Origin of the sequence: Pseudomonas sp. PDM19 (assembly GCF_014852215.1) — a bacterium.
Lineage (GTDB): Bacteria > Pseudomonadota > Gammaproteobacteria > Pseudomonadales > Pseudomonadaceae > Pseudomonas.
This window is the reverse complement of record NZ_JACVBG010000003.1, coordinates 354,530-379,519: the sequence shown is the minus strand read 5'-3', so window position 1 is coordinate 379,519 and position 24,990 is coordinate 354,530. Positions and strand designations below refer to the sequence as shown.

Below are 24,990 nucleotides of genomic sequence, written 5' to 3'. Positions count from 1 at the left end.
CCGCCTGGCGGCAGGGTACGTTCTAGAAAAGGGTGAGAAGTGCCGGTGCGCGGCGGATGCCGCGCACCGGCCAGCGCTTAGACCAGGTTGACCTTCACCGCCTGCTGGACCAGCAGTTCGGCGTCGAGGCTGGAGTGCTGATAGACCTCGTAGGAGGTGCCGCCAACCATCACGGCGCCCTTGTCGGTCCAGTTGCCACCCGCCGCACCGTCCTTGCCCTGCAGTTGAGCCAGGTTGACGGTGTCGCTGGCGTCGCCCTGCACCAGCATCTGCACGCTGTGCTTGTCGGTGCTGTGGAACAGGTCGGTCTGGCCGTTTTCCAGCACATCCTTGAGTGACAGCGTCAGGGTGTTGTGGCCTGCGCCACCGAGGTCGACGACCTCCATCCCGCTCAGCTTGCCCTGGGAAGTGGCCAGGGTCAGGTCGAGCGACTGGTCGTGACCCGCCAGCTTCAGCACGTCGACACCGTCGCCGCCGTGGATGCCCTGATTTTCGCCACTGGCCAGGTACTGGTCGGCGGCATATTGCAGGGTGACCACGCTGCCATCACCGGCACCGTAGTAGGTGTCGGCCATGCCAGCGACCGCGTGGGTCATTGTCGGCAGTGCGAACGGCAGGCTCTGCGACGTATCAGTCGATGCCGAGGTGCCAAGGGCACCAGCATGATCGTCCGACACCCCGTTGGCCGAGCCATCCACCAGGTGCTCGCTGCCCGTGACGCTGTCATCGCCGCTCAACAGCATGCGTGTCGAAGCCACGCCATTCTTGATGGTGACGCTGACGCCCTGCTGCACCAGCAGTTCGGCCGTGTTGAAGGCCGTGCCCGTGGTGGTGGTGAAGCGGTAGACGTCATAAGCCACGCCACCGACGGTCACGCTGCTGTTCTTCGCCCAGGTACCCGGGTCCACCGAATCCGGCAGCAGATCGCTCAGGTTCACCACATCGCCACCGTTGCCCTTGACCATCAACTGCAGGTAGCCGTCAGTCACGAAGGCGTTCTTCTGGCCCAGGCTCAGAATGTCGCCGATCCTCACGTTCAGCGTGTTGTTGCCGGTGCCGGTAATGTCGAATACCTCGATATGATCGAGTTTGCCGGCACTGATCAGCGTCGACAAAGTCAGAACCTGCCCAGCCGTCGTCAGTTTGAGTGTGTCTATTCCACCAGGGCCACCGTGAAGGCCGGCTGTAGTCAAGGCGGAGGCATTAGCAACATAGAACAAGTTATCGCCGGAGCCACCATAGTAATCGGTCGAGCCGACCTGAACATCCTGTATGGCACTTGGCGGCACAACACGAGCAGTCGAATAAACCATCATGTTATCGACTGTATCCCAGTCACCACTTGCTGTAGTAAATACTACGTATGCAATCCCCTGCCCCGAGACGTCGCTATAGACATAATGACCGTTGGTATCCAAGGCTTGCGTTGCGAGCAGAGCGCCTGAGCTACTGTAATACTTCGCGGTTGCTCCCTTGTAGTCCACGTTACCGAAATCAAAGGCAAAATCAGTAATCGCACCCTGCATGAAGTCTACTCGAGTGCTTCCAAAAACTGCCAAACGTGGCGTTGCCACACCCTGAGCATTGTAATCAGTAATACCCGGGGTCCACTGCCCACCGCCCCCGGCAGTAAGCGTGGTGATCTTAATACCATCCATGGAGTAGCTTTGGTTTACATAAATCGGCCGGGGGGCCTGATCGTTAAAGTCGATCAAGTTGTACCAACTGTAGTAATCAGACATGTTCCCCGCACTATCAACCGAAGCCACCATCGGTTTGAACATTCCATTGGGAACTGCAAAGGTCGCACTGCCTGCTTCAATATCAGCAACTGTCAGTACATATTGAGCGTGTACATCACCCTCTCGCAGGTCGAGGACGTCCCCGGCCTTCAACGTTGTATCGTTCAGGGTTACCGTGACATTACCGCCACTAAAGGACGTTGTAGGAACATTGGGCGCAATCGTATCCAGCACAACATCCTGGGTAACGAGCGTGCCTGCGGTACTACCATCCATCGCGAGGACACGCGTCTGGATGGACCAACTCCCGGTATGCGCATTGGGGTCCATCGCATCCCACTTGGAACCCGAGACATAGGCATCAGTCCAGGTGACGCCACCATCGGTGGAAACCTGCACCTTTTCGCCAGCCCCCAGCGTCCCCTGGATGGTCCCGCTCATCAGGCGCCCAGCGTCACCGTTGTTGGTCAGCCAATCGCTCAGGCTGGCCCCGCTCTCCTTGTCCATGTAGGCAATCAAGGCCGTTGCTGTCGGAGGTGGTGTCAGGTTAACGGTGTAGCTGTGTACCGCCGTGGTATCCGTAAAGTTGCCCGCCGCGTCGGTGGCATGCAGTTTGCCGTCAACCTTGTGGTCGCTATCGGCCACCAGATCGCTGCCAGCCACGCCGGCCACGGTCCACTTGCCGTCGCTTCCCACCGTGGTGGAGTAGGCCTTGCCATTGATGGTCAGGGTCACCACGTCACCCGCCCGCGCGCCAGTTGAGGTCCCGGTGATGCTGACGGTGCCTGCTGCTTCGGTGCTGTCGACCACATCATCACCCGCCACCGAAACGATGGTCAGGGCGGCGACCGGCGGAACCAGGTCGACGCTGTAGGCATGATCGGCAGTGATGTTGCCAGCGTTGCCGGCGGCATCGTGAGCGACCAGGGTGGCGTGGATGTTGGTTTCCGCTGCGAGGTCCGCACCGGCCACCTTCACGCTCCAGCTACCATCCGCCGCTACCTTGGCGCTGTAGTCGGTGCCGTTGAGCTTGAAGCTCACCACGTCGCCCGTCTGGAACTCGCCAGTGGCCTTGCCGCTGATGGTCTGCTGGTTCTGCGATTCGACCAGGTTGACGACGTCGTCGCCCGCCACGGTGTCGATGGTCAGTTGGGTGGTGCTGCTGTCCGGAGCCGTGGTGTCGATGAAGATCGGGTAAGGCACAGAGGCATCGCTCATATTGCCGGCCGGGTCTTCCGCCTTGACGGTGAAGTCGTGCTCGCCTTCGGCCAGGGCCTTGGCAGCCGGGACTTCGAACGACCAGGTGCCATCGTCCTTGGCGGTGGTGGAGCCCAGCTCCTTGCCGCCGTCGAAGACGTGGATGATGTCGCCCTTTTCGGCACCGTCACCGGAAATCACCGGGGTGGTGTCGTTGGTCGAACCATTCTTCGGCACGTCGATCAGGTTGGCCGGATCATCGTTGTCCACCACGTCCTTGATGACCGGTGCGGAAGGGGCGGTGACGTCCACGGTGTAACCATGGTCGGCCACGATGACGCCCACGTTACCGGCGACGTCATGAGCCACGAGGGTGGCGTGGATGTTGGTTTCCGCTGCGAGGTCCGCACCGGCCACCTTCACACTCCAGCTACCGTCTGCCGCTACCTTGGCGCTGTAGTCGGTGCCGTTGAGCTTGAAGCTCACCACGTCGCCCGCCTGGAACTCGCCAATGGCCTTGCCGCTGATGGTCTGCTGAACCTTCGACTCTTCGAGGTTGACGATGTCGTCGCCGGCCACGGTGTCGATGGTCAGGGTCGCTACCGGTGCGGTCAGGTCCACGGTGTACGCATGGCTGGCCTTCACGTCGGCACTGTTGCCAGCGGCATCGTGAGCCACCAGGGTGGCATCGATGCTGCTGCCCTTGGCCAGGTCGGTACCCGATACCTGCACGCTCCAGCTGCCATCAGCCGCTACCTTGGCGCTGTAGTCGGTGCCGTTGAGCTTGAAGCTGACCACGTCACCAGCCTGGAACTCACCGGCGGCCTTGCCGCTGATGGTCTGGTTGGTCATGGCTTCGGCGGCGTTGACGATGTCGTCGCCGGCGACCACGTTGATGGTCAGGGTCGCTACCGGCGCTACCAGGTCGACGCTGTAGCCGTGATCGGCTACGACGCTGGCGCTGTTGCCGGCCTTGTCGTGGGCCACCAGGGTGGCGTGGATGCTGGTTTCCGCCGCGAGGTCCGCGCCGGCCACTTTCACACTCCAGGTTCCGTCAGCGGCTACTTTGGCGCTGTAGTCGGTGCCGTTGAGCTTGAAGCTCACCACGTCGCCCGCCTGGAACTCGCCACCGGCCTTGCCGCTGACGGTCTGCTGGACCTTCGACTCCTCGAGGTTGACGATGTCGTCACCGGCCACCACGTTGATGGTCAGGGTCGCTACCGGCGCTACCGTATCGACAGAGTAGGCATGGTCGGCCACCACATCGCTGACGTTGCCAGCGCTGTCGTGGGCTACCAGGGTGGCATGGATGTTGGTTTCCGCCGCGAGGTCCGCGCCGGCCACCTTCACGCTCCAGGTACCGTCAGCCGCTACCTTGGCGCTGTAGTCGGTGCCGTTGAGCTTGAAGCTCACCACGTCGCCTTCGCTGAACGCACCGGCGGCCTTGCCGCTGATGGTCTGCTGGGTCTGCGATTCGGCCAGGTTGACGATGTCGTCGCCGGCCACCACGTTGATGGTCAGGGTCGCTACCGGTGCAACGGTGTCGACGCTGTAGGCGTGATCCGCAGTGATGCTGCCAGCGTTGCCGGCGGCGTCATGAGCGACCAGGGTTGCGTGGATGTTGGTTTCCGCTGCGAGATCCGCACCGGCCACCTTCACGCTCCAGCTACCATCCGCCGCTACCTTGGCGCTGTAGTCGGTGCCGTTGAGCTTGAAGCTCACCACGTCGCCCGCCTGGAACTCGCCAGTGGCCTTGCCGCTGATGGTCTGCTGGACCTTGGACTCGGCCAGGTTGACGATGTCGTCGCCCGCCACGGTGTCGATGGTCAGGTGGGTGGTCTTGTCGTCCGGCGGCGTGGTGTCGATGACGATCGGGTACGGAACCGAGGCATCGCTGATGTTGCCGGCCGGGTCTTCAGTCTTGGCAGTGAAGTCGTGCTCGCCTTCGGCCAGCGCCTTGTCCGCCGGGACTTCGAATGACCACTTGCCATCTTCGCCAGCAATGGCGGTGCCCAGTTCGGTCTCGCCGTCGAAGACGTGGATGATGTCGCCCTTCTCGGCACCGTCACCGGAAATCACCGGGGTGGTGTCGTTGGTCGAACCATTCTTCGGCACGTCGATCAGGTTGGACGGATCATCGTTGTCCACCACGTCCTTGATGGTCGGCGCGGTGGAGTCGAGTTTCACCTCATAGCCGTGGTCCGCCACGATGTTACCAGCGTTGCCGGCGGCGTCATGAGCGACCAGGGTCGCGTGGATGTTGGTTTCCGCAGCGAGATCCGCGCCGGCCACCTTCACGCTCCAGCTACCGTCTGCCGCTACCTTGGCGCTGTAGTCGGTGCCGTTGAGCTTGAAGCTCACCACGTCGCCGGCCTGGAACTCACCGATGGCCTTGCCGCTGATGGTCTGCTGGACCTTGGATTCGGCCAGGTTGACGATGTCGTCGCCGGCCACGGTGTCGATGGTCAGCTGGGTGGTCTTGCTGTCCGGCGCGGTGGTATCGATAACGATCGGGTACGGCTGCGACGCGTCGCTGATGTTGCCAGCCGGGTCTTCCGCCTTGACGGTGAAGTCGTGCTCGCCTTCGGCCAGGGCCTTGTCAGCCGGCACCTCGAACGACCAGGTACCGTCGTCCTTGGCAGTGGTGGAGCCCAGCTCCTTGCCGCCGTCGAAGACGTGGATGATGTCGCCCTTCTCGGCACCGTCACCGGAAATCACCGGGGTGGTGTCGTTGGTCGAGCCATTCTTCGGCACGTCGATCAGGTGCGCCGGATCATCGTTGTCCACCACGTCCTTGATGACCGGTGCGGTCGGTGCGGTGGTGTCGATGACGATCGGGTACGGCTGCGACGGATCGCTGATGTTGCCAGCCGGGTCTTCGGCCTTGACGGTGAAGTCGTGCTCGCCTTCGGCCAGGGCCTTGTCAGCCGGGACTTCGAACGACCAGGTGCCGTCGTCCTTGGCGGTGGTGGAGCCCAGCTCCTTGCCGCCGTCGAAGACGTGGATGATGTCGCCCTTCTCGGCACCGTCGCCGGAAATCACCGGGGTGGTGTCGTTGGTCGAGCCATTCTTCGGCACGTCGATCAGGTTGGACGGATCATCGTTGTCCACCACGTCCTTGATGACCGGTGCAGTCGGCGCGGTGGTGTCGATGACGATCGGGTACGGCTGCGACGCATCGCTGATGTTGCCAGCCGGGTCTTCAGCCTTGACGGTGAAGTCATGCTCGCCTTCGGCCAGGGCCTTGTCAGCCGGGACTTCGAACGACCAGGTGCCGTCGTCCTTGGCGGTGGTGGAGCCCAGCTCCTTGCCGCCGTCGAAGACGTGGATGATGTCGCCCTTCTCGGCACCGTCGCCGGAAATCACCGGGGTGGTGTCGTTGGTCGAACCATTCTTCGGCACGTCGATCAGGTTGGACGGATCATCGTTGTCCACCACGTCCTTGATGACCGGTGCGGTCGGTGCGGTGGTGTCGATGACGATCGGGTACGGCTGCGACGGTTCGCTGATGTTGCCAGCCGGGTCTTCAGCCTTGACGGTGAAGTCGTGCTCGCCTTCGGGCAGGGCCTTGTCCGCCGGCACTTCGAACGACCAGGTGCCGTCGTCCTTGGCGGTGGTGGAGCCCAGTTCCTTGCCGCCGTCGAAGACGTGGATGATGTCGCCCGGCTCGGCGCCGCCACCGGAAATCACCGGGGTGGTGTCATTGGTAGAGCCATCTTTCGGGATGTCGATCAGGTTCGACGGATCATCGTTGTCGACGATGCTGTCGATGGTCGGAGCCGACGGAGCCGTGGAATCGATCACAACGGAGATGACGGTCGGCTCGCTCTGGTTGCCGGCAGGATCGGTCGCGATGACGGTGATGTCGTTGTTGCCTTCGGGCAGCGGCTGGGTCGGAGTAACCGACCAGTCGCCGTTCTCGTCGGCCTTGGCATGGATCTCTTCACCGGTCGGGAAGATGACGACCACGTCGGCACCCGGCTCGGTATTGCCATCGATGGTCGGCGTGGTGTCGTTGGTGATGTTGTCGCCCTTGGTGCCACTGTCGGAAGCCGGGTCCAGCCAGGCATCCGGCTTGTCGATCGAGGTATCGATCACAATGGGCAGAACAGCAGGTTCGCTCTGGTTACCCGCCGGGTCGGTGACGACGATCGTGATCTGATTGTCGCCTTCAGGCAGAGGCTGCGTCGGGGTCACCGACCAATCGCCGTTCTCGTCGGCCTTGGCGTGGATCTCTTCGCCCGTCGGGAAGGTGACGGTCACGTCGGAGTTCGGCTCGGTCTTGCCGTCGACGGTCGGCGTGGTGTCGTTGGTGATGCCGTCGCCCTTGGTGCCGCTGTCGGAGGCCGGGTCCAGCCAGGCGCCTGCGGACGGAGCAGTGGTGTCGATGACGACAGTGATGACGGTCGGCTCGCTGGTGTTACCCGCCGGGTCGGTGGCGATGACGGTGATGTCGTTATTGCCCTCGGGCAGGGGCTGCGTCGGGGTCACCGACCACTCGCCGTTCTCGTCGGCCTTGGCGTGGATCTCTTCACCGGTCGGGAAGATGACGACCACGTCGGCACCCGGCTCGGTCTTGCCGTCGATGGTCGGGGTGGTGTCGTTGGTGATGTTGTCGCCCTGGATACCGCTGTCGGAAGCAGGGTCGAGCTCCACGAAGGGCGCTTCCGGCGCCACGGTGTCGACGACGATGTCGATCACATGGACCGGCTCGCTGGGCTTCTCACCCGGAACTTCCTGGGTGACATCGATTTCATGCGGGCCGTCGGGCAGATCGGGCTTGAAGTCCCAGGTGCCGTCCGGCTTGACCACGGTACTGCCGATTTCGGTGCCGTTGTCGATGACGTGGATGATCGCGCCGGGGACGCCGTCGCCGGAAATGACCGGGCTCTTGTCGTCGGTCACGTCACCATTGTGCAGCTCGCCCTGGGTCGGACCGACATTGTCGGTGGCCTTGTTGTTGGTCGGGGCCGGGCTGGTTTCAGGACCGTGGTGATGGCCGCCATTGTCCTTGTTGTGATGGATGATCGCGGCGGCGGCAGCGCCCACGCCAGCCAGGCCAAGCAGCCAGGGCCAGAGGACGAAGCCGGCGGCGTCATCGAAGGTGGAGGCCAGATAGGCCGCGCCATTACCCAGGGAATCGCCACCCAGGGCGATAGGCGCCGTGTCGCCGTCTGCCAGCAACAACTGGCTGTCGCCGAAGGTCTCGCCGTCGGTGCGCACATAGGCATACAGCTGGCCATCTTCGGCTACGCCGTAGAGCTGGCTATCCATGCCTTCGGCAAAGAAGTCCTGGATAGTCAGGTCGGGTTTTTCGCTGCCTTCGAACTGGACCAGCAGGTCCTTGCCGACACGCTTGACGGTCACGTTTTCCGGCGCGACGTCGCTGTTTTCCACTTGCAGCAGGTACTTGGTACCTGCGTGTGCCTTGATCTTGCCACCACTCTTGACCGCAAGCTTCTTCGCTGCGTTCTCGGTGACGGCGACAAGACCGATAGTTTCAATTGCCATTTCTAACCCACCTCGGGGACACGTTTTCGAGGTGAGGAGATTAATTTTCCGACGCAATCAATAAGATCAGAACACTCTGACAAGGCTACCGGGATTTCTGATGACGTAGTTTCGGCGGCAAAAAACGGCTGCGGACAGCTGACGGGCGGAGTGAGGAACCGGACCGGGCCGGGGGCGAAGCAAATGGCAGCGGGGCAGAAACGGAAAAGCCCACCTCGAGAGGTGGGCTTTTCCTGAGAAGCGGCTTTCATTCCGCTTCAGGCATTCAGCAACGCCGATGCCTTCAATATGGTGGGTCGTGTAGGATTCGAACCTACGACCAATTGGTTAAAAGCCAACTGCTCTACCGACTGAGCTAACGACCCAAATGTTGGTCGGGGTAGGGGGATTCGAACTCCCGACATCTTGCTCCCAAAGCAAGCGCGCTACCGGACTGCGCTATACCCCGTTTGAAAGTTGGCTCCGCGACCTGGACTCGAACCAGGGACCCAATGATTAACAGTCATTTGCTCTACCGACTGAGCTATCGCGGAACTACGAACCTTTCAATCTCCTCTACTTTCTTCCGGCTTCACCGGTTTCCCGTATCAGAGGCGCGCCATTTTACGTATATCGAAACGTCTGTCAACACTCTGATCCAAAAAGTTTTTCTCTGCTTTGCAGGGGGCCGGGCTGATTGCTATATCTGCATGGAAAAACTCGAGTGATCCACCGCGGGTGCAAACGGAACGATCACGCACAGGATGGCCATGAGCAACAAGGACACCCCACCACCCTCTCCCATCGCCAGCCGGATGATTCAGCCGCGCTTCGGCGAACTGGTGCAGGGCTGCCGTCAGTTGGCGATGAATCACCTCGCCGAACTCCTGGGTAATGTCTTCGCCCAGGTGGACGACACGCTCTTCGAATGCGCCGAGAAAGCCGAGAACAATCAGGTCCAGGCCCTGTTCTTCGATGCCATGCGCGAAGTCCGCCGCGACCGACCGAACCTCGAGCGCTTCTACCACCAGCGCATCGCCCAGGGCCTGAGCGACTTCCTTGAAGGCAAACTGCCCCTTGCGGAGCCGCTGGAAGAGCTGGATATCGACCAGCTGACCCTGGTCGGCAACGATGAATACGAAGAAACGCTGCTGGTGACCAACATGGTCAACCAGGTGCGCGCCCACTGCGCCCAGCAGCTGTTCGCGCTGGACCAGCGCCTGGCGCTGCTCAACAACGGCAGCAAGCTGGGCGAGGACCGCAATCCCTTCGGCCCACAGGCCATTGCCCAGGCATTGCGCGACACCCTGGCGCGCAGTGCCTTCCCTCTGCGAATCAAGACCATCCTTTATGTGCTGTTCGATCAACAGGTCATGCAGCATCTGCAACCTTTATATGAACAGCTGAACAAGCGCCTGGCCGATGGCGGTGTCCTGCCCAACCTGAAATACCGCCCGCAAGGCCAGCGCCAGACCTCCCCGCCCCCGCCGCGCCCGACCGGGACCGAGAAAAGCACCGCGACGACGGGCGGTGGAGCAGCAGCACCGCCCTACGCCGCCAGTGACCTGCCGGATGTGCCTCCGGGCGACCGCAATGCCCTGTTCGGCGGCCTCGCGGTGCTGCTCGCCGAGCACCGTAGGCGCGGTGACAAGGCCACGCTGTTCGGCAACACCCAGAGCATCGTCAGCTTCGGTCCCAGCTCGGCTACCACGACCTACAGCGCCAACGAGCTGCTGGAGGCGCTGAACCGCCTGCAACGCGAGTCCGCCCGCGAACTGGCCCACCGACTGCGCCAGCCGCAGCCGGTCGATGCACTGAAGGCCGACCTGCAGCGCCAGCTGGAATCCGGCAGCGCACAACCGAACAACACCCGGCTGACCGACCAGGAAGCCGATGTCATCGACCTGGTGGGCATGGTCTTCGACTTCATCCTCGATGACGAGAACCTGCCCGACAGCTGCAAGACCACCCTTTCCCACCTGCACACCCCCTTCCTCAAGGTGGCGCTGCTGGACAAGCAGCTGTTCACCCAGCATCACCACCCCGCTCGCAAGCTGCTCAACGCCATGGCCCAGGCCGGCGTGCTGTATGGCGGCGAGGGTGAGGAGCGCGCCCTGCTGGCGAAGATGCACTGGGTGGTCGAACGGGTGATCCAGGATTTCGTCGGCGACCTGTCGCTGTTCGACAGCCTGCTGGGTGAGTTCAGCGAGTACGTCACCAACCTGCGGCAGAAGGTCGAACTGCGCGAACGCCGCGCCATGGAGGCTGCCCGTGGCCGCGATCGCCTGCTGGCCGCCCGCGAGCACGCGCTGGACGCCATCGCCAGGGTGACACAGGACCGCGACCTGCCGGAGCTGGTACGCAACTTCCTGGAAATGAGCTGGTGCGATGCCCTGACCTTCATCGTGCTGCGTAGCGGTGAGCACAGCGACGAATGGAAACGCGCCTGCGAAGTGGGCGAACAGCTGGCCTGGAGCGTGACACCGCTGGATTCCGCCGGCCGCGATCACCTGCAGGCAATCCGCCTGGCCCTTCTGGAAGAGCTGCGCAAGGGCCTGGAAGTGCTCGGCGGTTATCACGAGGACGGCATCCGCCGGTTGCTGCAGGATCTGGTTGCCTGCCAGCACGCGATCCAGGCGCAGCAGCCGCAGATCGCCGCACAACTGAAACAGGATCTGCCGGAGAGCCCGCTAGGCGCCATGCTCGGAGCCGAGGGTCATACCCTGATCAAGCCCAACGGCGAGGCGTTGTCCGAGCGGGTGCGGGTCCTGATGAAGGAGCTGGGCCACCTGGAGTTCGGTACCTGGTTCGAATTCAGCGACACCACGCCGGCACGCCGGCTCAAGCTGTCGTGGTTCAGCCCGACCACGCGCAACTACATGTTCGTCGACCACACCGGGCAGCGGGTGGCGGTCAAACCGATAGTGCAGTTGGCCCAGGAGATGGAGGCCGGCAAGGTCCGCCTGGTACCGACGGAACAGTCCGCCCCGCTGATGGATCGTGCGCTGAGTGCGATCTACCGCGTCCTGCAACGCTTTACTTCCGGGCGCAGCCCGGCACAGACCTGAAGGAGCAGTCGATGAGTGAACGTCGCCAGCATAGCCGGCAGCAGACCGGGCTGACCGTGGAAGTCTTCGACCGCCACTCCGGGCGCAGCCTGGGCCGGCTCGCCGACCTGTCCGCCGAAGGGTTCATGCTCTGCGGCGTGGACGTGCCGGAGGCCGACTCGGTCTGGGAGTGCCATCTGGTGCCGGCGCCGCCGCTGGACGAGATCGGGGAAATCCAGCTCGGCGCCGATTGCCTGTGGAGTCGCGCCGGCACCGACGGCCAATTGGGCTGGGCGGGCTTCCACATCATCGATATCGCCGAGGATCAGGCCGAGCTGATCGAGCAACTGCTGGTCCTGCTGGGTGGAGCCCGCGAAACTGGCTGATCGCCGAAATACCTGCAGGAGCGCGCCAGGCGCGCGGTCGCAGGCATGGCCCACTCCTGCAAAGGAATGCCGGGTCCTGCGGCTCGCTCCTACAAAGCGCATGAAAAAGCCCGCCAATTGGCGGGCTTTTTCGTGGAGCTCCGATCAGGAGAAGACGATCTCGTCGTTCTCGACCTTGGCGTGGATCTGCGTGCCAGGGTTGAACTTGCCGGCCAGGATCAGTTGCGCCAGCGGGTTCTCGATCCAGCGCTGGATCGCGCGTTTGAGCGGCCGCGCGCCATACACCGGGTCGAAGCCGACGGCGATCAGCTTGTCCATGGCTTCGTCGCTCAGCTCCAGGCTCAGCTCGCGCTCGGCCAGGCGCTTGCGCAGGCGCCCCATCTGGATGCGGGCGATACCGGCGATCTGCTCGCGGGCCAGCGGTTCGAAGACCACTACTTCGTCGATCCGGTTGATGAATTCCGGACGGAAGTGCGCATTCACTGCATCCATGACCGCCGCATACTGGGCTTCACGATCGCCCACCAGCTCCTGGATCTGCGCCGAACCGAGGTTCGAGGTCATCACCACCACGGTGTTGCGGAAGTCCACAGTACGGCCATGGCTGTCGGTCAGGCGACCATCTTCGAGTACCTGAAGCAGCACGTTGAAGACGTCCGGGTGGGCCTTCTCGACTTCGTCGAGCAGCACCACGGAGTACGGCTTGCGACGCACGGCCTCGGTCAGGTAACCGCCTTCTTCATAGCCGACGTAGCCCGGAGGTGCACCGATCAAGCGCGCCACGGAGTGCTTCTCCATGAACTCGGACATGTCGATGCGCACCAGCGCTTCCTCGGTATCGAAGAGGAACTCGGCCAGGGCCTTGCACAGCTCGGTCTTGCCCACCCCGGTCGGGCCGAGGAAGAGGAATGAGCCGCTGGGGCGATTCGGGTCCGCCAGGCCTGCGCGGGAACGGCGCACAGCGTTGGAGACAGCCACCACGGCCTCGTTCTGGCCGATGACGCGCTTGTGCAGCTCGTCTTCCATGCGCAGCAGCTTCTCGCGCTCGCCTTCGAGCATCTTGGAGACCGGGATACCGGTCCACTTGGCGACGACCTCGGCGATTTCCTCGTCGGTCACCTTGTTGCGCAGCAGCTGCTTCTCGGTCTGGCCGTGCTGGTCGACCATCTGCAGGCTGCGCTCCAGGTCCGGAATGGTCTGGTACTGGATGCGCGCCATGGTTTCCAGGTCGCCCTTGCGCCGCGCGGTTTCCATCTCCTGCTTGGCCTGCTCGATTTTCTGCTGGATCTGCGCGGAACCCTGAACCTCGGCTTTTTCCGACTTCCAGATTTCCTCTAGGTCCGCGTATTCGCGCTCGAGCTTGGCGATGTCTTCCTCAAGCTTGGCGAGGCGTTTCTTGGTCGCCTCGTCGTCTTCCTTCTTCAGCGCCTCGCGCTCGATCTTCAGCTGGATCAGGCGGCGATCCAGGCGATCCAGCTCCTCCGGCTTGGAGTCGATCTCCATGCGGATGCGGCTGGCGGCTTCGTCGATCAGGTCGATGGCCTTGTCCGGCAGCTGGCGGTCGGTGATATAGCGGTGGCTGAGCTTGGCCGCGGCAATGATCGCGCCGTCGGTGATGGTGACGCCGTGGTGCACCTCGTAGCGCTCTTTCAGGCCACGCAGGATGGCAATGGTGTCTTCCTCGCTCGGCTCATCCACCAGGACTTTCTGGAAGCGGCGCTCCAGGGCGGCGTCCTTCTCGATGTACTGGCGGTATTCGTCCAGGGTGGTGGCGCCCACGCAGTGCAGCTCGCCACGGGCCAGGGCCGGCTTGAGCATGTTGCCGGCGTCCATGGCGCCCTCGGCCTTGCCGGCGCCGACCATGGTGTGCAGTTCGTCGATGAACAGGATGATCCGGCCTTCCTGCTTGGACAGCTCGTTGAGGACGGCTTTCAGGCGCTCCTCGAACTCGCCGCGGAACTTGGCGCCAGCGATCAGCGAGCCCATGTCCAGCGCCAGCAGGCGCTTGTCCTTCAGGCCGTCAGGCACTTCGCCGTTGACGATGCGCTGGGCGAGGCCTTCGACGATGGCGGTCTTGCCGACGCCGGGTTCGCCGATCAGCACGGGGTTGTTCTTGGTACGGCGCTGCAGGACCTGGATGGTCCGGCGGATTTCGTCATCACGGCCGATCACCGGGTCGAGCTTGCCGTCCTCGGCGCGCTTGGTCATGTCGACGGTGTACTTGTCCAGCGCCTGGCGCGAGTCCTCGGCGTTCGGGTCGTTGACCGCCTCGCCGCCGCGCAGGTTGGCCACGGCATTCTCCAGGGCCTTCTTGGAGACGCCCTGACTGGTGAGCAGCTTGCCGAGCTTGGTGCTGTCATCCATGGCGGCGAGCAGCACGAGCTCGCTGGAAATGAACTGGTCGCCCTTCTGCTGCGCCAGGCGGTCGGCCTGGTTGAGCAGGCGCGCCAGATCCTGCGACAGGTTCACGTCGCCGGTGGGGTTCTGGATCTTCGGCAGCGTGTCCATCTCTTTATTGAGGGAGGCACGCAGCGCAGGGATATCGAAGCCGACCTGCATCAGCAGGGGCTTGATGGAGCCGCCCTGCTGCTCGATGAGCGCGGACAGCAGGTGCACCGGCTCGATGGCCGGGTGGTCGTGTCCGACGGCCAGGGACTGGGCATCGGAGAGTGCAAGCTGGAGCTTGCTGGTCAAACGGTCGATTCGCATGAGGGTCGTCCTTCCTTTCTATAGCGGGCCGGAGCGATGAGTGCCCCTGGTCACGACTAACCCGCCGGGATGCCAGATAGATAAGGACGATTTTGGTCGGTTCAAGCCATTTGGCCATGACACCGGTCAGTTTAGTGCCTTCGAATGGGCCTCCGTAACGGAGTTGAACCTGCAGGAAAATGGATCAGGCCAGCCAGATCAGGCTGGCCAGGCGGCCGGTGCGGGAGCTGCGGCGATAGGAATAGTAGCGTTCGGTGTCGGTGAAGGTGCAGAAGCCCCCACCATAGACGGCGGTCACGCCCTTCGCCGCGAGGCGGATGCGCGCCAGCTCATAGATGTCGGCCATGAACTTGCCGGCATTGGTGCTGGGCACAAAGGCGCGCGCAGCTTCGGCGTGGTCCGCCAGGAAGGCTTCACGCACTTCGGGGCCGACTTCGAAGGCCTGCGGACCGATGGACGGGCCGAGCCAGACCAGCAATTCCGCCGGCGCGACGCCCATGGCGGCCACGGTCGCCTCCAGCACGCCGCCCGCCAGCCCGCGCCAGCCGGCGTGGGCAGCAGCGACACGGGTCCCCGCGCGGTCGCAGAACAGCGCCGGCAGGCAATCGGCCGTCATGATGGTGCAGGCGATACCCCGCGTGGCGCTCCAGCTGGCATCCGCGGTAGCGACGGCAGACGGATCGGCCTCGACCACGTCGATGCCATGCACCTGGCTCAGCCAGGCTGGCTGGCAGCCCAGTTCGGCGGTCAGGCGACGGCGGTTCTCGGCCACGGCGGCCGGCTCGTCGCCGACGTGGTCACCGAGGTTGAAGCTGTCGAAAGGCTCGACGCTGACGCCGCCGGCACGGGTAGTCACGCAGGCGCGGACGTTCGCCGGAGCCGGCCAGTCAGGCGTCAGCCAGGGGCTCATACGAAGGACTCGTTGTCCTGCCGCAGCAGGCTCAGCAGCCAGGTGAAGTCATCCGGCAGCGGCGATTCCCACTTCATGCGCACGTTGGTGGCCGGGTGATCCAGTTCCAGGAAACGCGCATGCAGGGCCTGGCGCGGGAAATCGCGCAACGACTCGACGAGAGTCGGGCTGGCCCCCGGCGGAATGCGGAAACGCCCGCCGTAGGTGGGGTCGCCCACCAGCGGGTGGCCAATGTGCGTCATATGGACGCGGATCTGGTGGGTACGCCCGGTTTCCAGCTTCACCCGCGTGTGGGTATGCGCACGGAAGCGCTCCAGCACGCGGTAATGGCTGATGGCGACCTTGCCGGTCTCGATCACCGCCATCTTCTGGCGCTGCACGCCGTGACGGCCAATGGGCGCGTCGACGGTGCCGCCGGCGACGATCACGCCGGTGACGATGGCCTCATAGATGCGGCTGACGCTGCGCGCCTGCAACTGGGCGACCAGGTTGGTATGCGCTTCCAGGGTCTTGGCCACCACCATCAGGCCGGTGGTGTCCTTGTCGAGGCGGTGCACGATGCCGGCGCGCGGCACGTTGGCCAGGTGCGGCACGTGGTGCAGCAGTGCGTTGAGCAGGGTGCCGTCCTGATGGCCGGCGGCGGGGTGAACCACCAGGCCGGTCGGCTTGTCGATGACCAGGATCTGGTCATCTTCATAGACGATGTCCAGTTCGATGTCCTGGGCAACCCATTCACCCTGGGCCTCCAGTTCGACATCCAGCTCGAGGCGCGAGCCGGCATGGACGATGTCGCGCGGACGCAGCACGGCGCCATCGACCTTGAGACGGCCGTCCTTGATCCAGCCAGCCAGGCGCGAGCGGGAGTGGTCGGAGAAGAGCTGAGCGGCGACCTGGTCGAGACGCTGACCACCGAGGTCGAACGGCACTTCTGCCGCGAGTTGGATGATATTGGACATGACGGGACACGAAGGGCGCGCGGCCTTTTGGTTCGGCTGCGCGCTGTGGTTAAATACGGGGCCTTTGTCCCAGGGGTATCCCTGGGGCGCCAATCATAACAGACGGTTGCGGCCGCGACAGCCGACCGTCCAGGGACGCAACTCGCCATGCAAGTGAAACACCTGCTGCTGATCGCCACCCTCGCCTTCGTCACCGCCTGCTCCTCCAAGGGCGAGAAGGTGGATGAGAACCTGAGCGAAAGCCAGCTGTACCAGCAGGCACAGGAAGACCTCAACAACAAGAGCTACACCAACGCCGTCGCCAAGCTGAAGGCGCTGGAGTCCCGCTATCCGTTCGGCCGCTACGCCGAGCAGGCCCAGTTGGAACTGATCTACGCCAACTACAAGAACATGGAGCCCGAGGCCGCCCGCGCTTCGGCTGAGCGCTTCATCCGCCTGCACCCGCAGCACCCGAACGTCGACTATGCCTACTACCTCAAGGGTCTGGCCTCCTTCGACCAGGACCGTGGCCTGCTGGCGCGCTTCCTGCCGCTGGACATGACCAAGCGCGACCCGGGCGCTGCCCGCGACTCCTTCAACGAGTTCGCCCAGCTGGTCAGCCGCTACCCGAACAGCCGCTACGCCCCGGACGCCAAGGCGCGCATGATCTACCTGCGCAACCTGCTGGCGGCCTACGAAGTACACGTCGGCCACTACTACCTCAAGCGCCAGGCTTATGTCGCCGCCGCCAACCGTGGCCGCTACGTGGTCGAGAACTTCCAGGAAACCCCGGCCGTCGGCGATGGCCTGGCGATCATGGTCGAGGCCTACCAGCGCCTGGGCCTGAACGACCTGGCCGATTCCAGCCTGGAAACCCTGAAGGCGAACTACCCGGACAACGCCAGCCTCAAGGATGGCCAGTTCGTTCCGCGTGAAGACGAAGCCGACAACCGCTCCTGGCTGGCCAAGGCTACCCTGGGCCTGATCGAGACCAACGATGCCCCGCCGCACATGGAAACCCAGGCATCCAAGGACGTGATCAAGCAGTACGAGGACGCCGAACAGCAGATTCCGGCCGAGCTCAAGCCCGAGAACCAGAGCGACGTGCAGGAAGAACAGCACGAGTCCGAAGGCAACGCCGGCAGCAGCGACCGCTCCTGGTTCAGCTACATGACCTTCGGCATCTTCGACTGATACTGGCAGGTACAAGGAAAAGGGAGGCTTCGGCCTCCCTTTTTCATTCGGGCAAAGCATCGGCGCTTTTGCCCTTGGTCTGGCGGGTGCGCGCACGGGCTCACTGTGCGGCGCCGCGTGGCTTGGATAAACTGCCGCTCTTTATGCACAAGGGATTGCCATGACCCGTCTGCTGTTCTGGATCGCCCTCTTCGCCTTCGGCTGGTGGTTGTGGCGCAAAGCTACCCGGCCGGCCCGCCCCGCCGAGAAGCCCAAGGGCGACGACCCGGCCGCACCGATGGTCCGCTGTGCGCAGTGCGGCGTGCATGTGCCGCAGACCCACGCCCTGCAGGACGAGAGCCAGTGGTACTGCAGCCGCGCGCACCTCGAACAGGACCGCGCCGACCGTGGTCGCTGAAGGCATCTCCCTCACGGGGCAGGGCCTGCGGGTCCTGCGCCTGTACCACCTGTACCGCCTGACCATCGGGCTGGTGCTGGTGCTGCTGATCTCCAGCAGCCTGGACGATGAGCTGCTGAAACTGGCCCACCCCGAGCTGTTCCACGTCGGCTGCTGGATCTACCTGGTTCTCAACATCCTGATCGCGGTGCTGATGCCAACGCCGCGCCAGCTCTTGCCGATATTCCTCCTGGCGGCGCTGGACATACTCCTACTCAGCGCCCTGTTCTATACCGCGGGCGGCATTCCCAGCGGCATCGGCAACCTGATGGTGGTTGCGGTAGCCATCGCCAACATCCTGCTGCGGGGCCGCATCGGCCTGCTCATCGCCGCCATCGCCGCCATCGGCCTGATCTACCTGACCTTCTACCTGAGCCTCAGCCAGCCCACGGCCATCAACCATTACGTGCAGGCCGGCGGGCTAGGCGCACTGAGCTTCGCCTCAGCCTTGCTGATCCAGGCCCTGGCACGGCGCCAGCAGATCGTCGAAAGCATCGCCGAACAGCGCGCCACCACGGTGGCCAACCTCGAAGAGCTGAATGCGTTGATCCTGCAGCGCATGCGCACCGGCATCCTGGTGCTGGGCGATCGCCACCGGGTACTGCTGGCCAACCAGAGCGCCACCACCCTGCTGGGCGGCCACGACCTTCCCGGCCACTCGCTGGCAGAGTACAGCCCGCAGCTGGTCTCCAGCCTGCAGCAGTGGCAGCAGAACCCCGCCTTGCGCCCACCGAGCCTGCAGCCCGTGGAGTCCGGCCCGACCGTGCAGCCAAGCTTCATCCCCCTGCGCCGGGACAACGAACAGCACATCCTGATGTTCCTCGAGGATATCTCGCAGATCGCCCAGCAGGCCCAGCAGCTCAAGCTCGCCGCCCTGGGCCGGCTCACCGCGGGCATTGCCCATGAGATCCGCAACCCGCTGGGCGCCATCAGCCATGCAGCGCAATTGCTGCTGGAGTCCGAGGAACTGGACAAGCCCGACCGGCGCCTGACGCAGATCATTCAGGACCAGTCGCGGCGCATGAACCTGGTCATCGAAAACGTCCTCCAGCTGTCACGCCGGCGCCAGGCCGAGCCGCAACTGCTGGACCTGAAGTACTGGCTGCACCGCTACGCCGGCGAGATGCGCGAGAGCCTGCGCGAGGACCAGCAGATCCATGTGGAAACCGGCCAGGGCACCGTGCAGACGCGCATGGACCCGCACCAGTTGACGCAGGTACTGACCAACCTCGTGCAGAATGGGTTACGGTACAGCACTCAGAAGAACGGTACCGGCCAGGTATGGCTGCGTCTGTTCCGCGACAGCGAGACCGACCTTCCCGTACTGGAAGTGCTCGATGACGGTCCCGGCATCGCTGCCGATCAGCGGGGGAAGCTGTTCGAGCCGTTCTTCACCACTGAAAGCAAGGGCACCGGCCTTGGCCTGTACATCTCTCGTGAGCTGTGCGAAAGCAACCAGGCCCGGCTGGACTACAAGACGCGTGACGAAGGCGGCAGCTGCTTCCGCCTCACCTTCGCCCACCCGCGCAAACAAAGCTAAGAAGACGCAAAGAGCATGAGCCGTCAAAAAGCCCTGATCGTCGACGACGAACCCGACATCCGCGAGCTGCTGGAGATCACCCTCGGCCGCATGAAGCTGGACACCCGCAGCGCTCGCAACGTCAAGGAAGCCCGCGACTTCCTGGCCCGCGAGCCCTTCGACTTCTGCCTCACCGACATGCGTCTGCCCGATGGCACCGGCCTGGACCTGGTGCAATACATCCAGCAGCGCCATCCGCAGATGCCGGTGGCGATGATCACCGCCTTCGGCAGCCTCGACACCGCGGTGCAGGCCCTCAAGGCTGGCGCCTTCGACTTCCTGACCAAACCGGTGGACCTTGCCCGCCTGCGCGAGCTGGTGAATTCGGCCCTGCGCCTGCGCTCGCCGGAGGCCGAGGAAGCGCCGGTGGACAGCCGCCTGCTGGGTGATTCACCGCCCATGCGCACCCTGCGCAACCAGGTCGCCAAGCTCGCCCGCAGCCAGGCGCCGGTGTACATCAGCGGTGAATCCGGCAGCGGCAAGGAGCTGGTGGCCCGACTGATCCACGAGCAGGGCCCGCGCGAGACCCAGACCTTCGTGCCGGTCAACTGCGGCGCCATTCCGTCCGAGCTGATGGAAAGCGAGTTCTTCGGCCACAAGAAAGGCAGCTTCACCGGTGCCGTGGAAGACAAGCTCGGCCTGTTCCAGGCGGCCAACGGCGGCACGCTGTTCCTCGACGAAGTCGCCGACCTGCCGCTGCCCATGCAGGTCAAACTGCTGCGCGTCATCCAGGAGAAGGCCGTGCGCGCCGTGGGCGGCCAGCAGGAGGTCGCGGTGGACGTGCGCGTCCTCTGCGCGACCCACAAGGACCTGGCCGCCGAAGTGGCCGCTGGCCGATTCCGCCAGGACCTCTACTACCGCCTGAACGTCATCGAACTACGGGTTCCGCCGCTGCGCGAGCGCCACGAAGACATCCCGCTGCTGACCGACCGCGTGCTCAAGCGCCTGGCCGGCGACAACGGACTGGCTGCCGCGGCGGTCAGCGCCGATGCGCTGGAGAAGCTCAAGAGCTACCGCTTCCCCGGCAACGTGCGGGAGCTGGAGAACATGCTGGAGCGCGCCTACACGCTTTGCGAGGATGACGTCATCCAGCCTCACGACCTGCGCCTGGCCGAAACCAGCACGGCAGACGGCGGTGGCGACGCGAGCCTGGCACAGATCGACAACCTCGAGGATTACCTCGAGGACATCGAGCGCAAGCTGATCATGCAGGCGCTGGAAGAGACGCGCTGGAACCGGACAGCGGCGGCGCAGCGCCTGGGACTGACCTTCCGCTCCATGCGCTACCGTCTGAAGAAACTGGGGATCGACTGATCCCCGGCCGCTTTCAGACGATGGGCGTCGCCACCAGGCGCCCTTCTGGCGCATAGGGTGCCGCTTCGATGATCGGCTGACGCTTCTGCATCAGGTCCGCCAGCAACTGGCAGGACGCCGGCGCCAGCACCAGCCCATTGCGGTAATGGCCGGTGTTCAGCCACAACCCCGGGTGACCGGGAACCTCGCCGATGAAGGGAATGCCCTGCGGCGAGCCCGGACGCAGCCCAGCCCAGTGATTCACCGGTTCCATGCCCGCCAGCGCGGGAATCAGCTCCTCTGCCGAAGCGCGCAGGCTGCTCAGCGCCTCGTCCGACGGGGTCTTGTCGAAACCGGCGTGCTCCAGCGTACTGCCCACCAGAATGTGCCCGTCGCGACGCGGAATCGCGTAGCGACCTTTGGCCAGCACCATGCTGGAGAGGAAATCCGGGGCGCAGCGATAGAGAATCATCTGCCCCTTCACCGGCTCGACCGGCAGCTCCAGCCCAAGCTTCGCCAGCAGCTCGCCGCTCCAGGCACCGGCCGCGAGCACCACCGCGTCGGCAATGAAATCACCCTGCCCCGTGCGGACGCCTGTCACGTTATCGCCCTGCTTCAGGAAGCCGGTCACCTCGACCTGCTCCTGCACGCTCACATTTGGCAGTTGCACCAGCGCCTGGCGGAGCGACTTGGCCAGCCGCGGGTTGCGCACGTTGGCCACGCCGGACATGTACACCGCGCGTTCGAAACCTTGCCCCAGCACCGGGACAGCTTCATGCACGGCGCCGATATCCACTTCCGAAAGCGGGCGGCCATGGGTCCTGGCCCACGCCAGGGCTTCGGCCTGATCGTCCAGGTCCAGCCAGTAGAGGCCGGTGACGTGCACTTCCGGATCGAGCCCGGTATCAGCGAGCAGACGTTCGCCCAGCTGGGGATAGAAGTCCTGCGACCAGTGAGCCAGGTTGGCGACCGCCGAGCTGTAGCGCCACGGATAGAGCGGCGAGACGATGCCGCCGCCGGCCCAGGACGCTTCGCGCCCGGTCTCCCCCTTTTCCAGCAGCACCACCTCGGCACCCGCCTGCCCCAGAGTCCAGGCAGTCAGCATGCCCACCACCCCACCGCCCACCACGATCATGTCCGGCATACCACGCCCCACATCACAGGAAAATCAACGGCCCATCGCCGGCCGCACACTATACCGGGCATGGGCCGTCGACGGAGCAAGACGGAAGTCGGTGCGGCATCGGACCGCTCCTACAGCGTCTATCCAACTTACTGACATGCAGGTGGTGGTCAGCGGCCAATACTTCCCGCACCGCAACTGCCAGGAAGCGAACCATGGCCAGGGAACGATCCATTACCGGGGAGCTGGGCTTCACCCTCGTTGAACTGCTGTTCACCCTCGTGATACTGGCGATCGCACTCTCCATCGCGGCCCCAAGCTTCAACGAACTGCTGCAGAACCAGCGGGCTAGCACGGCGACCCAGGAACTGCGCAACGCCCTGAACTTCGCCCGTGAATCGGCCGCACACAGCGGACAACCGATCAGCATCGCAGCGACCGGCGGCGATTGGGCCGCCGGCTGGGAGGTGTTCGCCGACGCCAGCAATAGCGGCATCCGCACCCCACAGCAACTTCCGCTCGCGACCCATGGCCCCCTGAGTGGTATCAGCATCCACACCGACAGCACCTCGCGGCGCTACCTCCACTTCACGCCGCGCGGCAATGCGATCCAGCCCAACGGTGCCTTCCATTCCGGCACGCTGACGCTCTGCGGCGCGGGCCGAACGAGCTACCACATCGTGTTCAACAAGGCGGGGCGCATCCGTACCGAAGCCGGAACAACCGAGCTCTATTGTGCGAACTAGACGTCTTCACACTCATACCGAGAAGGCGCTCACAAATGACAAAGGCACATGACCGAACATCGCGCGATTTGTATCGGTCATCATTCAAAAAGGGACATTTCCTACGCAAGTTGACAGCATTGCCCACAATAAACCGTGAGGACATGCGCACATGTCGCGCCATAAGGACATATCTGGATTCAGCTTGATCGAACTGATGGTGGTCATAGCGATCATCGCCATCCTTGCCTCGATTGGCATCCCGAGCTTTCGCACACTGATACTCGACAACAGGCTTACCAGTACGACCAACTCGCTGCTGGGAGCGCTCCAGCTTGCGCGCAGCGAAGCGGTAATGCAGCGCACCGATATCAGCATATGCGGCGCCAACGCCGATGCCAGTGCCTGCTCAACCGACACCAACTGGAGCCTCGGCGCACTGGTGAAGCGCGGCACGACCATAGTCAAGGTCATCCCTGCGGTCAGCGATGCGGTGACCATCACCGGTTCCGCCAGCCAAATCACCTACTCCTCGAATGGCACGACCAGCGCTGCCACGATCACCATTGCCGATTCTCGGCCCTCATCGCGCCAGATATCCGTCAACGCCATCGGCCAGGCCTGCAGCGGGAGCGCGTGCCCATGAGGAGGAACCGTGAGGAGCAAGGCTTCACTCTCATTGAGGTCATGATCGCACTGGTGGTGTTGGCGGTCGGCCTGCTCGGCATGGCGACGCTGATGACAACCAGTCTGCAATCCAGTCAAGGCGCCTACCGGCGCAGCCAGGCCAGCCTGATGGCCTACGACCTGGTGGAGCGCATGCGCGTCAACCGCACCCAGGCCATCAGCAGCAATGACTACACACTGGCCAGTGGCGCCGCCGACAGCACCGCCCCTTCCTGCAACACGGCGGGCTGCACAGCCCAGCAGCAGGCTCAGCTGGATCTATTCCAGTGGCGAGGCGCACTGAAAACGGCGCTTCCCGATGCCACCGCCACCATAGGCCGGGTCGCCCCCAACCAGTACACCATCACTATCAATTGGTCAGATACAGGCTCTGCCATATCGAGCTCATCCAACCCGTCGTTCAGCTTGAGGATCGACCTGTGAATCGACAATCCGGTCTCTCCCTTATCGAGCTGATGATTGCAATCCTGATCAGCTCGCTTTTGCTGCTCGGCGTATTGCAACTGTTCAGCGACACCAGCCAGACCGACAAGACCAACAGCGCCCTCGCACAGGTCCAGGAGAGCGGTCGCATTGCGCTGGAGGTGATAGGCGCCGATGCTCGACGTTCGGGATATCTGGGATGCAGCTCCCCTTCGAATTCCCTGCCGGTCGGCAGCCTGACCTTTCCCTCTGCCGCCCTGGCAAAGGCCACCAATGGCATCACTTTCCGCTATGCCACCACCGCCAACACCGGCACGACCTTCGGCGGCAACAAAACGTGTAGCGACGCCACGCTGTATCTGTACAACGTGACCTATTCAACCTGCACGGCCAACGGCGTTTCACGTATCTGCCAATCGCTGAATGGCGGTAACGCCACCCCCATTCTCGCCAACGCTGCCATCAGCTCCGTGCAACTTGGAGTGGAAGAAGCCGGCTTGATGAGCTGGAAAGACAGCAGTGCCGCTACCCAAACGCAACTCGACGCGGCCAGAGCGGTGAGGTTGACACTGACCATCACGGACAGCCGCAACGAAGTCTCGCGTTCTTTCACCGGCACCTACGAACTCAGGAATCGCCTCTGATGAACTCTCGTACTTCACAAACCGGTGTCGCACTGGTGGTCAGCCTGGTACTCCTGCTGCTGCTCACCATCATCGCCATCGCCGCGGCCTCCCGCTCGACACTGCAGGAGCGCATGGCGGCCAACAGTCAGCAGCAGAACGTCGCCTTCCAGGCAGCGGAAAGCGGTATCCAGGGCTGGATCGATAGCTATCTGAAAAGCCCGCGGGTCCAGGCGATCACCATCACGCCCGGGGCCAGTAGCGACTGGGCAGGGAAGGTGAAGTACAGCGCAACCGCAGCAGCGCCTGGAACCTGCGTATCAGTGATCCCGGCTTACTCGCTCAACGCAGCGGACGGCGGAGCTTCATTCCAGTACGCCTGCTTCAACATCGAGAGCACGGGTAAATCCTGTGCCGACACCGGCTGCGCCGATTCCAACAACCCTGCGCGCGCGAAGCACCTGCAGGGTTACCTGGTACGTTACTGAACA

16 protein-coding genes and 3 tRNA genes are annotated in these 24,990 nt (G+C 63.6%); 11 read left to right on the top strand and 8 right to left on the bottom strand.

The window, feature by feature from the left end:
• Positions 1–77 precede the first annotated feature (77 nt).
• The 4 genes from IB273_RS17740 to IB273_RS17725 form a co-directional block, all read right to left on the bottom strand.
• On the bottom strand, positions 78–8,450 hold the full coding sequence (locus IB273_RS17740) for an Ig-like domain-containing protein (protein WP_192224664.1): 8,373 nt from the start codon (positions 8,448–8,450) through the stop codon (positions 78–80).
• A gap of 289 nt (positions 8,451–8,739) precedes the next feature.
• Positions 8,740–8,815, bottom strand: a tRNA-Lys gene (locus tag IB273_RS17735).
• A 6-nt stretch (positions 8,816–8,821) separates the two neighbouring features.
• Positions 8,822–8,898: transfer RNA gene (locus tag IB273_RS17730), tRNA-Pro, on the bottom strand.
• 9 nt (positions 8,899–8,907) lie between these two features.
• A tRNA-Asn gene (locus IB273_RS17725) sits at positions 8,908–8,983 on the bottom strand.
• Positions 8,984–9,199: 216 nt separating this feature from the next.
• Between IB273_RS17725 and IB273_RS17720 the strand changes: the two genes are divergently transcribed.
• Together IB273_RS17720 and IB273_RS17715 are read left to right on the top strand one after the other, a co-directional pair.
• Complete coding sequence (locus IB273_RS17720; protein ID WP_192224663.1) at positions 9,200–11,497, top strand: DUF1631 domain-containing protein; 2,298 nt, start codon at positions 9,200–9,202, stop codon at positions 11,495–11,497.
• A gap of 11 nt (positions 11,498–11,508) precedes the next feature.
• Complete coding sequence (locus IB273_RS17715) at positions 11,509–11,862, top strand: PilZ domain-containing protein (RefSeq protein WP_045217284.1); 354 nt, start codon at positions 11,509–11,511, stop codon at positions 11,860–11,862.
• Between the two features lie 144 nt (positions 11,863–12,006).
• Here IB273_RS17715 and clpB read toward each other — a convergent pair whose 3' ends face one another.
• From clpB to rluD, 3 genes are all read right to left on the bottom strand, one after another.
• Complete coding sequence (gene clpB / locus IB273_RS17710) at positions 12,007–14,571, bottom strand: ATP-dependent chaperone ClpB (protein ID WP_192224662.1); 2,565 nt, start codon at positions 14,569–14,571, stop codon at positions 12,007–12,009.
• A 184-nt stretch (positions 14,572–14,755) separates the two neighbouring features.
• Positions 14,756–15,481, bottom strand: a complete 726-nt coding sequence (gene pgeF, locus IB273_RS17705) for a peptidoglycan editing factor PgeF (protein ID WP_192224661.1) — start codon at positions 15,479–15,481, stop codon at positions 14,756–14,758.
• Positions 15,478–16,437, bottom strand: coding sequence for a 23S rRNA pseudouridine(1911/1915/1917) synthase RluD (gene rluD, locus IB273_RS17700; RefSeq protein ID WP_081517354.1), 960 nt, complete (start codon positions 16,435–16,437; stop codon positions 15,478–15,480). Before rluD ends, pgeF begins: the two co-directional genes overlap by 4 nt.
• A 147-nt stretch (positions 16,438–16,584) precedes the next feature.
• Between rluD and IB273_RS17695 the strand changes: the two genes are divergently transcribed.
• The 4 genes from IB273_RS17695 (at position 16,585) to IB273_RS17680 (ending at position 20,939) form a co-directional block, all read left to right on the top strand.
• The gene (locus IB273_RS17695) at positions 16,585–17,610 is read left to right on the top strand and encodes an outer membrane protein assembly factor BamD (RefSeq protein WP_081517353.1); all 1,026 of its coding nucleotides are present in this window, start codon (positions 16,585–16,587) and stop codon (positions 17,608–17,610) included.
• A 160-nt stretch (positions 17,611–17,770) separates the two neighbouring features.
• Complete coding sequence (locus tag IB273_RS17690) at positions 17,771–18,007, top strand: PP0621 family protein (RefSeq protein ID WP_177429479.1); 237 nt, start codon at positions 17,771–17,773, stop codon at positions 18,005–18,007.
• On the top strand, positions 17,997–19,586 hold the full coding sequence (locus tag IB273_RS17685; protein ID WP_192224660.1) for a sensor histidine kinase: 1,590 nt from the start codon (positions 17,997–17,999) through the stop codon (positions 19,584–19,586). The genes IB273_RS17690 and IB273_RS17685 overlap by 11 nt, the downstream gene beginning before the upstream one ends.
• 15 nt (positions 19,587–19,601) lie before the next feature.
• Complete coding sequence (locus IB273_RS17680) at positions 19,602–20,939, top strand: sigma-54-dependent transcriptional regulator (protein WP_192224659.1); 1,338 nt, start codon at positions 19,602–19,604, stop codon at positions 20,937–20,939.
• A gap of 13 nt (positions 20,940–20,952) precedes the next feature.
• Here IB273_RS17680 and thiO read toward each other — a convergent pair whose 3' ends face one another.
• On the bottom strand, positions 20,953–22,062 hold the full coding sequence (thiO, locus tag IB273_RS17675) for a glycine oxidase ThiO (RefSeq protein WP_192224658.1): 1,110 nt from the start codon (positions 22,060–22,062) through the stop codon (positions 20,953–20,955).
• Between the two features lie 194 nt (positions 22,063–22,256).
• Between thiO and IB273_RS17670 the strand changes: the two genes are divergently transcribed.
• The 5 genes from IB273_RS17670 to IB273_RS17650 all read left to right on the top strand — a co-directional run bounded on the left by IB273_RS17670 (position 22,257) and on the right by IB273_RS17650 (position 24,987).
• Positions 22,257–22,787 carry a GspH/FimT family pseudopilin gene (locus tag IB273_RS17670; RefSeq protein WP_192224657.1) on the top strand — a complete coding sequence of 177 codons (531 nt, stop codon included), beginning with the start codon at positions 22,257–22,259 and terminating at the stop codon, positions 22,785–22,787.
• Between the two features lie 151 nt (positions 22,788–22,938).
• Complete coding sequence (locus IB273_RS17665) at positions 22,939–23,412, top strand: GspH/FimT family pseudopilin (RefSeq protein WP_081517347.1); 474 nt, start codon at positions 22,939–22,941, stop codon at positions 23,410–23,412.
• Entirely contained in the window at positions 23,409–23,876 is a 468-nt protein-coding gene (gene pilV, locus IB273_RS17660) for a type IV pilus modification protein PilV (protein ID WP_081517346.1), read from the top strand. The genes IB273_RS17665 and pilV overlap by 4 nt, the downstream gene beginning before the upstream one ends.
• Positions 23,873–24,520 (top strand): PilW family protein, encoded by a 648-nt coding sequence (locus IB273_RS17655; RefSeq protein ID WP_230986120.1) that lies wholly within the window; start codon positions 23,873–23,875, stop codon positions 24,518–24,520. The genes pilV and IB273_RS17655 overlap by 4 nt, the downstream gene beginning before the upstream one ends.
• The gene (locus IB273_RS17650; RefSeq protein WP_081517344.1) at positions 24,520–24,987 is read left to right on the top strand and encodes a PilX N-terminal domain-containing pilus assembly protein; all 468 of its coding nucleotides are present in this window, start codon (positions 24,520–24,522) and stop codon (positions 24,985–24,987) included. Before IB273_RS17655 ends, IB273_RS17650 begins: the two co-directional genes overlap by 1 nt.
• Positions 24,988–24,990: the final 3 nt, after the last annotated feature.